Raw genomic sequence first — 10,827 nt, forward strand, 5'->3', positions numbered from 1 at the left:
ACTCCCGTCATCAGCCCGCCCGGCCGCTACCACCATGTCGTCGGCCGCACCTGGTTGGCCCGTTCCACCAGCGCGATCCGGCGGCGCGCCTCCTGGGTGGCCTTCGCCAGCCGGCGGTACGCGTCCTCCAGGCCGCTGCGCAGGGCGTGCTCGGTGAGCGGGCGCCCCAGCACGGTGCCGCCGGCGCGCCGGTCCGCGGCGGCGAGCCGCGCCCGGCCCAGCACCCAGGAGAGGGCGGCCGACAGGACCTCGATCATCAGCCATTCCTCGCCGCTGATCCGGCGCTCGAAGACCCGCTGCGCCCGGCGTGCCGCCTCGATGACGGCGTCCTCGTCCAGCGTGCCGCCGCGCGGGTCCAGCAGGGCCCGCACCGCGGCGATCTGGGCGGCGACGTGGTGGCTGGAGCTGTCCGGCACCTCGTCCAGGATCGCCACGGCCCGCCGGCCGTCGCCGCCGGCCCGCAGCGCCCGGCCGAAGCCGAACGCCGCGCTCACATACGTGTGGTCGGTGCGCCAGACCCGCTCGTAGTAGCGGGCCGCCAGGTCCGGCTCGCCGGCGCACTCGGCCGCGGCGGCGAGGGCCAGCTGCGGTGCGAGCTCCCCGGGCAGCCACCGGTAGACGGCGGTGAACGCCGCGAACGCCTCGGCCGGGTCGCCGCCGGCCAGGGCCGCCAGCCCCCGGTACCAGTCGATGCGCCACTCCTGCGGGAAGCGCTGCCGCAGCGCGGTCAGCGTCGCCTCCTGCGGTGGCCGGCCCTGCTCGAACGCCGCCCGGATGTGTTGCAGCGCCACCGTGACGCCGTCCTCCGCGGGCGCGGACAGCGCCGCCATCATCGCGTCGAGCTTGCCGGCGCCGGTGTCCGGCACCTCGATCTGCGGCAGGGGCAGCGCGCCCGCGATCCGGCCGGGCCGCGGGCCGGGGCCGGCCGCGTCGGGCCCGACCGCTCCGTCCTCGGTGCCGAACACGCGCCGTTCGCCGGTGAACAGCAGCGACGGCAGCGGTCTGGGCGGCTCGCCGCGCCGGGCCATGCACTGCCGCAGCACCCCGAACAGCTGCTCGCTCATCTCGGTCGCCGAACCGAAGCGCAGCTCCGGGTCGGGCGCGGTGGCCCGCAGCAGGAACTGGTAGAACGACTCCTCCCGCGCGAACAGCGGCTCCTCGGCCGGGGTGGGCAGCCGGTGGGCCAGGTCGGAGCTGAACTTCGGCAGGTCGGCGCTGAGCTCGGCCAGCAGCCGGCCGACGGTGTACAGGTCGGACCGCACGGACGCGGCGCCGGTGAACTGGTCGAGCTCCGGCGCCTGGTAGCCGGGGGTGCCGTAGAGCATGGAGACGTCGTCGTCGACGTGCCGCACGGCGCCGAGGTCGATCAGCTTGATCCGGTCCTCGGAGTGGATGATGTTGTCCGGCTTGATGTCGCAGAACAGCAGCTCCCGGTCGTGCAGGTAGCTCAGCGCCTGCAGCGTCTCCAGCCCGTAGATGATCACCTGCGGCAGTGGCAGCGGATCGGTGCGGCCCGCCGACGCGCGCCGCTCCCGGATCAGTTCGCGCAGCGAGCGGCCGCCGATGTACTCCATGACGATGTAGCTGCGCAGCGCGCCGCTGACGTGCGGGTGCGTGACCAGGTCCAGGATGTCCACAATGGACGGGTGGTCGACCCGCACCAGGAACCGGCGCTCCGCGACCGCCGCCTCACGCGCCTCCGGGTCGTCGGGCGTGATGAGTCCCTTGAGGCACACCCAGCGCTCGGCCTCGCTGTCGCCGAGGTGGATGTGCCGGGCGAGGTAGATCCAGCCCTGGCCGCCGTGCGCCAGGCACCCGAGGATCTCGAAGCGGCCGTCGACGACGTCGCCGGCGGTGAGGTCCGGCACGAACGAGAACGGCGTGCGGCACTGCGGGCAGAACCCTTCGCCGACCGCGGGCCGGCCGGGCCGGCCGCGGCCCACCGGCCGGTCGCAGTTGCCGCAGAACCGCTGGTTCTCCCGCACCTGTGGGTCGCTCAGCACGGCCCGCCTCGGGTCGGGCGACGGGATCGTCGGCATGTCGACGATCCCGGCACCGAGCCTGCCCCGCGCGCCCGCCCGCGGCCGGTCCAGGGTGGACGTCTCGCCGCGGGCCTGGCGCGGGAGGCGCTGTGTGACGGCGTGCCGCGGCCCGAAGTCCGGCACGGTGTCCAGCTCGGCGACCCGGTCCAGCTCAGGAGCGGACCCGGAACGCCGCCTGGGCAGGCCGGCCGGCACGGACCGCCGGGTCGCCGGCACGTCGCGGGCGTCCCGGACGTCGGGGATGTGCCGGGCGTCGGGGATGTCGCGGGCGTCGGGGATGTCGCGGGCGTCGGGGGCGTCGCGGGCGTCCGGTGGGGCCGGGGTGTCCGCTGTGGACGCCTGCGCCGCGGCGACGGTCGCCCTGGCCCGGAGCCCGCACCGGTCGCAGTAGCCGTCGGCCGCGTACGACCCGCCGCAGCCCGGCCGCCCGCACCGTCCACCGCCGTCAGCGGTCATCGCTTCGCACCTCCGTCGTGACGCGGCCGGGTCGCCACCAGATCCTGGTATCGCCACACCGCCCCGGCCGCGGCATCCAGGTCGCAGGGCGCCTTCCACAGCTGTTCCCGGGCGGTGCGGTAGGCGGCGGCGAGCTCGGTGCGCTCGTCGATGCCGAGCCGGCCCGCCTTCGCCCGATAGCCGTCGAGCCGGCCGCGCAACTGGTCGCGCCGGTCCAGCAGGGCCTGGGCGGCCGCGGCACGGTCGGCCGCGGCGGCCAGGGCGGCCGCGGCGGCCCGCTCGACGGCCGCCAGTCCCGCGGTGACCTCCGGCCAGCGCCGCGCCGTGCGGTGCCGTTCGAGGTCCGCGACCGCGGCCCGCAGCGCCGGGCCCTGCCCGGCGGCCGGCTCCGGGTCGCCGCCGGTGACCTTCCGCGACGCCCGCGCGCGGGTGGTCTCCGCGTGGGCTTCCGCCGCGTCCACCGCCTCGATCGCCGCACGCAGCGTGTCGATGCGCTCGCCGGCCGCGCGGGCGACCTCGCGCGTGCTGTCCAGCACCGCCCGGGCGTCGGCCACGTCGGCCTCCAGTCCGGACAGCTCCCGCTCGTCGGCGGCCCAGCCGATCGGGTCGTCGAGGGCCAGGGCGCGCAGGTGCCGGTAGCGCTCGACCAGGTCGTCGTGCGCGGGCGGCTGCGCCGCGAGCGCGCTGAGCGCGTCGGCGAGGGCGCCGAGGCGGGTCAGGACCGCCTTCGCCGCGACGTCCACGTCCTGCAGCCGCGCCCGGATGCCGTCGCCGAGCGCCTCGACCCGTTCGCAGAGCGCGTCGAGGGTGATCGTCTCGGCGACCGGGTCGGTGGTGTCGCCGGCCGGTGTGCCGTCGGCGCGCAGCCGGACCGTCGGGCTGTGCAGCAGGTCGCTCAGCCGCGCCAGCCGGGCGACGCCGGACCGGTCGCCGCGTGCGCGGAGGGCCTCGACGGTGCCGACGTGCCGCTCCAGTGCCTGATACTGCGTGCCCAGCAGCACGATGTCGGCCTGCAGCTCGCGCCACAGCCGCAGGGTGTGCCCGGCGAGCCGGTGGTCGGTGAGGTGCCGCAGCCCGTCGTGGCTCTCGATCTCCGTGAGCAGCTTGCGGGCGAGGCGGTCCCGGATGCCGGCCAGCCGGCGGTATGCCAGCTCGGCCTCCTCGAGGGTCATGGCGGCATCCGCCGGTGCTGCGTTCACCGGTACTCCGCGATTCGCCGCTGCAGGCCCAGAGCCGCGCCGAGCAGCTGGATCAGGGTCAGCGCGAGTGCTCCGGCCCCCCACCAGACGATCGCCCGCCGGGCCTGCTCCGCGGTGTCGGCGAAGATGGTGTTGCGCTGGGCGATCTCCCGGTCCAGGGCGTCATGCAGTCGCAGGTAGGCGATCGTGATGCCGCCGGCGTCCTGGCTCGTCGCCAGCTTCACCGCGTCCGTGTACTGGCCGTGGTCGTCCAGGTCGCGGATCTTCCTGTGCAGCCCCGCCCAGGTCCGCACCTGCTGCCGCACGATCCGCACGGTGCGCTGCAACGCGGCGTCGGACACGTCGGCCTCGGCCTGTGCCAGCAGCCCGTCGAGCCGCGCCATGGCGGCCTGGTAGTGCTCCTCGAAGTCGCGGCCGCCGCCGCGGGCGACCAGGGTGAGCGCCTCGTCCGCGCGGGCCTGCAGGGCCGCGGTCCGCGCCTCGGCCAGGATCTGCACGTCCTCGGAGCCGTGCCGGCGGCCCTCCTCGAGGTTGTCGCGGGCCGTGACCGTCGCGGCCACGGTCACGGCGAGGCAGGCCACCGTGGCCGCCGTCGCCGCCAGCAGCCCCCAGTTGAGGCGTCGTTTCGTCATCCGCGCCAGCCGGCGTTGCGCCAGCACCAGGGCGCCGATCGTGCCGAGGACCATCAGCACGACGACCCAGGGCACGGCCGAGGCGCGTCGCTGGGCGCTGGCGAGCCCGCCCTTGTCCGTGTCGTAGAGGCGCTGCGCGGCCGGCAGCAGGGTGTTGCGCATGAGCGCGGAGGACTCACGCAGGTATGCGGCGCCGAGTGCGTGCCCCTGCCGCGAGATCGACCGCGCCGATTCCACCAGCCCGGTGTACATCGGCAGGTGGATGTTGAGCGTCGCGAGCTCCTGCGCGGCGGCGCTGCCGCTGTCCACGGCTCCGGCCGCGACGTTGATCGCCTCGGCCGCCTTGACGACGTCGGTGAGGTAGCGCCGGCGCAGCTCCGGGTCGCCGGTGCCGCCGATCAGGAAGTCGCTGGCGACGGTGGCGTCGGCGTCGGACAGCGACCGGTAGATGTCCAGCGCCGACAGGCCGAGCGGGCTGCTGCCGGTGGCCATGCCGTGCACCAGCGCGGAGCGCTGCGACCAGGCCAGGAACTGCGCGAGCCCCGTCGCGCCGCCGAGCGCCACGATGACCAGCAGGATCATGGTGAGCCGGCCGGGCGCGGTCCGTGCCCAGTCGACGCGGCGGTGCGGATGGTGCCGTCCGGCGGGCTCGCCGCCCGGCTGGCCCGCGGGCGCGGTCTCGACCAGCCAGAGGTCAGTCGACGCCATCGACGGTGTTCCTTCCTGATCGCCGACCGATGGTGCGCGTGGCGTTGCGTGCCGCGCCGACCACCGGCTCATCGTCGGCGTCTCGTCCGGTCATCGGGCGTCATGAAAGCACAGGAAATGGCGGCGGGCCACCCCGCGATGCCGTGATCCGACACTGGATCACCGATCCGCCTCCACCAATGCCGCCACCGGGTGCGCAACCACCGTGGAGACACTCCACAAGTTCACGACCGGCGATGCCGCGATGTGAGATCCGAGTCCTGTTCAATTTCGGCACCGGCTCGCCGAGATTCGCGGGCACCGATGACGGTGCGTTGCGCTTCGCGGTCGGAACCGATAACTTCACAGGCGCGCTCAGCGGGGGACGGGCTGGACTGGTTCATTCACGGTGCCGTCGATCCGCCCGCGTCTGCTGTTTCTCGAATGCGCCTCTGACCTGGTTGTGACGGTGACATGCGCGCATCACTGCGGCCGGCGACCGCCGCGTGCGTGGCTGTCATCGCCACCGGCATGCTCACGTCCGCGTGCGGCGAAGGGCCCGCCACCGACGCGTCGGCGGCGCCGATCAAGATCGGTCTGCTCGCCACCCTGCACGGCACCTACGCGGCCGTGGGCACCGACATCCAGCGCGGGTTCGAGGTGTACCTCCAGTCGCACGGCGGCAAGCTCGGCGGCCATCCCGTCGACCTGAAGGTGGCCGACGAGGGCGACAGCGCCGCGTCCGCGATGCCCGCCGCCCTGAACCTCGTCAACGACGAGCACATCGTCGCCATGACCGGCATCGTCGGCGGCGGCACGGTGGCCGCGGTCGCCCCGATGCTGCGCGAGGAACACATCCCGCTCGTCAGCGCCAACGGGCGGCCGGGCATGGACACCGTCGACGGTTTCTGGTCCACGAGTTTCACGTCCTCGGACCCGGGGACGGCCATCGCGCCGTTCATCAAAAGCACCGTCGCCGGCCCGGTCTTCGTGATCGGACCGGATTATCAGGGTGGCCGCGACGAGATCGGCGGCTTCGTCAACACGTTCGTCGCGGCCGGCGGCAAAATCGCCAATCCGGGCGGCGAGCCGCTGTGGACGCCGTTTCCGGCGACGACGAACTTCATGCCGTACTTCGACCAGATCAAACGGACCGGCGCGAAGGCCATCTACGCGTTCTACGCGGGCAAGGCGGCGATCGACTTCGTCAAGCAGTACCGGCGTTCGGACGCCCGTACCATCCCGCTCTACGGCGCGTTCCTCACCGAGGGCTCGGTCCTGAAGGAGGAGGGCGACGCCGCCGTCGGCATCTCCACGGTGGCCAACTACTCCGCCGACCTGCAGAACGCGGAGAACGACCGTTTCGTGGCCGCCTGGCGGCAGGCGCACCCGGAGTCGCCGACGCCGACGACCTTCGCGATGGCCTCCTACGACGCGGCGGCGGTGCTGGACCGGGCGATCGCGGCGGCGGGTCCGCGGCTCACGCCGGAGGCGATCAACGAGCAGATCGGCCGGCTCGGTGACATCCCCAGCCCGCGCGGGGCCTGGCGGTTCGACGCCAACCACGGCCCGATCCAGAAGTGGTACCTGCGGCAGGTCCGCGCCGGCGAGCAGGGCCTCACCAACGCGCTGGTGCAGGAGCTGGCGACCATCGGCGGTTGAGCCGCGGGCACGTCCCGCCGGCCGTCAGCGACGGGTCGCCGAATAGGCCGCGTAGACCGACCGGTAGGCGTGGTACAGCGGGCTCGCCGGCAGTTCCCAGGTGCCGAGGTAGCGCCGGTAGTCGCCGCCGAACGACAGTTTGAATCTGGTCAGTCCGGCCCACGGGTGTGCCGGCTCGTCGGGCGGTGCCACGCCCAGCGAGTCGAAGGTCCGCTGCCCGCGGTCCTGGGCGTCCAGGACCATCGTGGCGCGCATGATGGCGCCCGGGTGGACGTGCCGGTGGGCGTGCAGGCTCCCGGAGTGCGCGACGTGGCGGGTGGTCGGACCGTCGAAGACGATCGCGGCGGAGACCGGCTCGTCGTGGTGCCGGGCGATGTACAGGGTGGCCGCGTCGCGGGGCAGCAGCACCTGCGCCATGGTCCGGAAGTAGTCGTCCGGGTGCTGGACGATGTGGTTGTGGGCGGCCACCTCGTGGACCACCATCAGCAGCGCGTCCACGTCGCCGGGATCATGGCTTGCCTCGATGCGCACACCCGCCCTGGCGGCATTGCGGTACCGCTGCCGGTTGTTCTTGGACATCTCCCTGAGGATCTGCTCGCGCGGCTTGGTCAGATCCTGCTGCAGCACCAGCGAGGGCTGGATCTCCCGCAGCGCCGGCCGATGCCTGAGCCGCCGCAGGTCGGCCTTCGTCACCGGCGCCCACGGCTCCATCCGGACGAAGATGGCGCCCTGGTCCTGGGCGAGGGCCTTCAGCTCCGCGATCGCGACCTCGTAGCTCGCCATGCTCTCGGCGACCGGACCGTAGGGGCAGTAGAGGCGGGTTGCCTTGTTGGACCGCTCCAGGATGGCGAAGCACTGCCAGCCGGGGCCCTGGCCGAAGAACAGTCTCCGGCCGAGCCGCTGGTTGAACGCGCCCCAGTGGGTGCTCTGCAGGAAGTGCCCGCCGCGGGCGAACAGGTCGTCGTCCCACGACGTGCCGGGCACCTCGGTGGACCACGCGATGGGGGAGTGCTGAGACATGAGCTTCCTCATTCGTTGCGCGCCGGTGGCGGCGTAACGGTAGGGAGGCGGTCGTGCGGATCCGATGAAGAAGCCGTCCGGAAGCCGGGATCGGATCGAAACCCGACGCGGGCTTCACAGGTTGTTCATGATCGGTCCAGCCGCGGACCGCTGTACATCGATGAGTTTCGCGATAATTTTCCATTTCAGGGCTGCCTTCCGGCTCCGGTTCATGCCATCGAGCCCCCTTCTGAGAAGAGTTGACCGATGCCGCACCTGAAACGCGTGAAGATCTGGGGAGTGGTCGCGCTGACCGGCGCCGGTCTGGTGGCCGCGCCGGCGCTCCCGGCCGCCGCCGACGTGGTCACCGACCCGGCCGCCTTCGTGGACCCGTTCATCGGGTCGGCGCGCGACGGCAACACGTGGCCGGGGGCGGTGCGGCCCTACGGCATGCTGTCGTGGAGCCCGACCAGCACCCGCGGCGACCAGACCAGCACCGGGGCCGCGAACGGCTACCAGTACGACGTCACCCGCATCCGCGGGCTGAGCCTCACGCACCTCAACGGGGCCGGCTGCAACCCGGGCGCCGCGGGCGACGTGCCGATCCTGCCGTTCGCGTCCGCCGTGGACTCCTCGCCGTCCGCCGACAGCACCGACGCGAAGTACGCCACGAACTTCAGCCACGCCGACGAGAGCGCCAAGCCCGGCCGGTACACCGTCAAGCTCGCCGACGGTGTCCGCGCCGACCTCGCCGTCACCGCCCGCGCCGGCGTCGGGCAGTTCACGTTCCCGGCCGGCCGCCCCGCCAACCTGCTGTTCCGCACGTCCAACTCGCTCAACGGCAGCGAGGACGCCGAGATCACCGTCGACGCGGCGAACCGCCGGGTCACCGGGTCCGTGCTGACCGGCGCGTTCTGCGGCCGGCGGGCCAACGGCGGCACCAACAACCGCAAGACCTACTACCGGCTGTATTTCAGTGCGCAGTTCGACCGGGCCGTCACGGGCACCGGCACCTGGGTCAACGGCACGCTCCAGCCGGGCGGCACCCGCGCCACCGGCGGCGAGGGCTACGCGACGGGCGCCGACCGGGCCGGTCGCGGCTCCGGCGGCTGGGTCTCCTTCGCCTCCGGCAGCGACGTGCGGATGCGGATCGGCATCTCCTACGTCAGCCTCGCCGGCGCCGAACGCAACCGCGACACGGAGCTCGCCGCGGGCGTGGACGTGCCGGCGGTCGCCGCGCAGGCCTACGACGACTGGAAGCGCCAGCTGTCCGCGGTCCAGGTGACCGGCGGCAGCACCGCCCAGCGGACCGCGTTCTACACCGCGCTGTACCACAGCCTCCTGCAGCCGAACCTGGTGTCCGATGTGGACGGCCGCTACCTCGGCAGCGACCAGGCGGTCCACAGCATCACCGCGGGGCAGGGCGCGCAGTACGGCACCTTCTCCGGCTGGGACCAGTACCGCGCCCAGATCCAGCTCCTCGCGCTGCTCAAACCCGCCGTCGCCGGCGACTACGCGCAGTCGATGTATCAGTTCGCGCAGCAGCACAACGGGATCTGGGACCGCTGGCTGCACAACAACGGCCCGACCCACGTCATGACCGGCGACCCGGCCGCGCCGACCCTCGCCACGTTCGTCGCGATGGGCGCCGACCACTTCGACACCGCCGGGGCCTACGCCTCGCTGTACCGCCAGGCGACCGTCCAGAACGCCGAGGCGCTCAACGACGGCGGCTGCCCCGGCCAGTGCACCGGTCAGCGGCCCGCGCTCAACCAGTACCTGGCCTCCAGGTACGCGCCGCAGAACGCCTGCCACTGCTGGGGCGGCGCGGCGGAGACCCTGGAGAACTCCCTCGCCGACTTCTCCCTCGCGCAGTGGGCGCAGCGCCTCGGCCGCACGAGCGAGCAGGCCACCATGGCGACCCGCGCCGGCTATTGGCGCAACACCTTCAACCCGGCGACCGGATACCAGCAGGCGCGCAACGTCGACGGGAGCTGGGTCGGCGGGTTCTCGCCGTCCACCGATGTCGGGTTCGCCCAGGGTACGTCGGCGACCTACACCTGGATGGTGCCGCAGAACGTCACCGGCCTGGCCGCGGCGATGGGTGGCACCGGGCCGGCCGTGCAGCGGCTCGACGCGTTCTTCCACGACGACGCCGGCAACTGGGCGGTCAAGGGCGGCAGCTCGGTGCGCTACGACCCCGGCAACGAGCCCGGCCTGCACGCGCCGTGGCTCTACAACGCGTTCGGGCAGCCGGCGAAGACCCAGGCGACCACCCGCGAGATCGTCGACACCGTCTACGGCACCGGGCCCAGCGGCCTGCCCGGCAACGACGACCTCGGCACCATGTCCGCCTGGTACGTGTTCGCCGCCATCGGCATCTTCCCCCAGGTCGTCGGCCGCGCCGAGCTCCTCGTCGGCAGCCCGCTGTTTCCGAGCGTGAAGCTGGTCCGCGACAACGGCGTGGTCCTCACCGTCGACGCCCCCGCCACCACCGACGCCAACCAGTACGTCCAGTCCGCCAGCCTCGACGGCGCGACCCTGAACCGCTCGTGGCTGCCGGAGTCGTTCGTCCGCGGCGGTGGCACCCTGGCACTGACCATGGGCTCCGCGGCCTCCACGTGGGGCACGGCGACCGCCAACCGGCCACCGGACCGCACCGGCACCGGCCCGGTGACGCTGGTCCAGCTCGACAAGTGCCTGGACGTCAACAACTCGAGCACCGCCAACGGCACGAAGGTCCAGATCTGGGGCTGCAACGGCACCAACGCGCAACAGTGGACGGTCCCCGGCGACGGCACCGTGCGGGCGCTCGGCAAATGCCTCGACGTGACGTCGTCGGGCACCGCCAACGGCGTCAAGCTGCAGCTGTACGACTGCAACGGCAGCGGCGCGCAGCAGTGGACCTACGTGCCCGCCAGCCAGGCACTGCGCAACCCCCGGTCGGGGCGGTGCGTGGACGACCCGTCCGGCAGCACGACCAACGGCACCCAGCTGCAGCTGTGGGACTGCAACGCCTCCAACGCCCAACGGATCACCGTCCCCGCATGAGCCTGTGGCCCGGCCCGGTCACCCGGGCCGGGCCACCCGGCCATGGGATGCGGACAGCGACGGCAGACCAGTTTCCTAGGAAGCTCACGGCGCGTGTGA

At 73.2% G+C, this 10,827-nt stretch carries 6 protein-coding genes; 2 read left to right on the forward strand and 4 right to left on the reverse strand.

Going from position 1 to position 10,827, the window contains the following annotated elements:
• Positions 1–26: 26 nt before the first annotated feature.
• The 3 genes from Dsi01nite_RS50215 to Dsi01nite_RS50225 are packed head-to-tail and all read right to left on the reverse strand — an operon-like array spanning position 27 to position 5,037.
• Positions 27–2,498, reverse strand: coding sequence for a serine/threonine-protein kinase (locus tag Dsi01nite_RS50215; RefSeq protein WP_203853601.1), 2,472 nt, complete (start codon positions 2,496–2,498; stop codon positions 27–29).
• Positions 2,495–3,670, reverse strand: a complete 1,176-nt coding sequence (locus tag Dsi01nite_RS50220) for a hypothetical protein (RefSeq protein ID WP_203853602.1) — start codon at positions 3,668–3,670, stop codon at positions 2,495–2,497. Before Dsi01nite_RS50220 ends, Dsi01nite_RS50215 begins: the two co-directional genes overlap by 4 nt.
• A 23-nt stretch (positions 3,671–3,693) precedes the next feature.
• Positions 3,694–5,037 carry a GlnX family signal transduction membrane protein gene (locus Dsi01nite_RS50225; protein ID WP_203853603.1) on the reverse strand — a complete coding sequence of 448 codons (1,344 nt, stop codon included), beginning with the start codon at positions 5,035–5,037 and terminating at the stop codon, positions 3,694–3,696.
• A 453-nt stretch (positions 5,038–5,490) separates the two neighbouring features.
• Between Dsi01nite_RS50225 and Dsi01nite_RS50230 the strand changes: the two genes are divergently transcribed.
• A complete protein-coding gene (locus Dsi01nite_RS50230) occupies positions 5,491–6,678 on the forward strand; it encodes an ABC transporter substrate-binding protein (RefSeq protein ID WP_203853604.1) in 1,188 nt (395 codons plus the stop codon).
• A gap of 24 nt (positions 6,679–6,702) precedes the next feature.
• Here Dsi01nite_RS50230 and Dsi01nite_RS50235 read toward each other — a convergent pair whose 3' ends face one another.
• Positions 6,703–7,698, reverse strand: coding sequence for a lipid II:glycine glycyltransferase FemX (locus Dsi01nite_RS50235; protein WP_203853605.1), 996 nt, complete (start codon positions 7,696–7,698; stop codon positions 6,703–6,705).
• 246 nt (positions 7,699–7,944) lie between these two features.
• On the opposite strand from Dsi01nite_RS50235, the gene Dsi01nite_RS50240 reads away from it, so the two are divergent.
• The gene (locus Dsi01nite_RS50240) at positions 7,945–10,728 is read left to right on the forward strand and encodes a GH92 family glycosyl hydrolase (protein WP_239136977.1); all 2,784 of its coding nucleotides are present in this window, start codon (positions 7,945–7,947) and stop codon (positions 10,726–10,728) included.
• The last annotated feature ends 99 nt before the right edge of the window (positions 10,729–10,827 follow it).

Origin of the sequence: Dactylosporangium siamense (assembly GCF_016862795.1) — a bacterium.
In the GTDB taxonomy this organism is placed as follows: domain Bacteria; phylum Actinomycetota; class Actinomycetes; order Mycobacteriales; family Micromonosporaceae; genus Dactylosporangium; species Dactylosporangium siamense.

Excerpts from the sequence above, each read along its gene's own strand:
- Dsi01nite_RS50240 (WP_239136977.1), top strand. The coding sequence starts at position 7,945 with ATGCCGCACCTGAAACGCGTGAAGATCTGGGGAGTGGTCGCGCTGACC.
- Dsi01nite_RS50220 (WP_203853602.1), bottom strand. The coding sequence starts at position 3,670 with ATGACCCTCGAGGAGGCCGAGCTGGCATACCGCCGGCTGGCCGGCATC.
- Dsi01nite_RS50225 (WP_203853603.1), bottom strand. The coding sequence starts at position 5,037 with ATGGCGTCGACTGACCTCTGGCTGGTCGAGACCGCGCCCGCGGGCCAG.
- Dsi01nite_RS50235 (WP_203853605.1), bottom strand. The coding sequence starts at position 7,698 with ATGTCTCAGCACTCCCCCATCGCGTGGTCCACCGAGGTGCCCGGCACG.
- Dsi01nite_RS50230 (WP_203853604.1), top strand. The coding sequence starts at position 5,491 with ATGCGCGCATCACTGCGGCCGGCGACCGCCGCGTGCGTGGCTGTCATC.
- Dsi01nite_RS50215 (WP_203853601.1), bottom strand. The coding sequence starts at position 2,498 with ATGACCGCTGACGGCGGTGGACGGTGCGGGCGGCCGGGCTGCGGCGGG.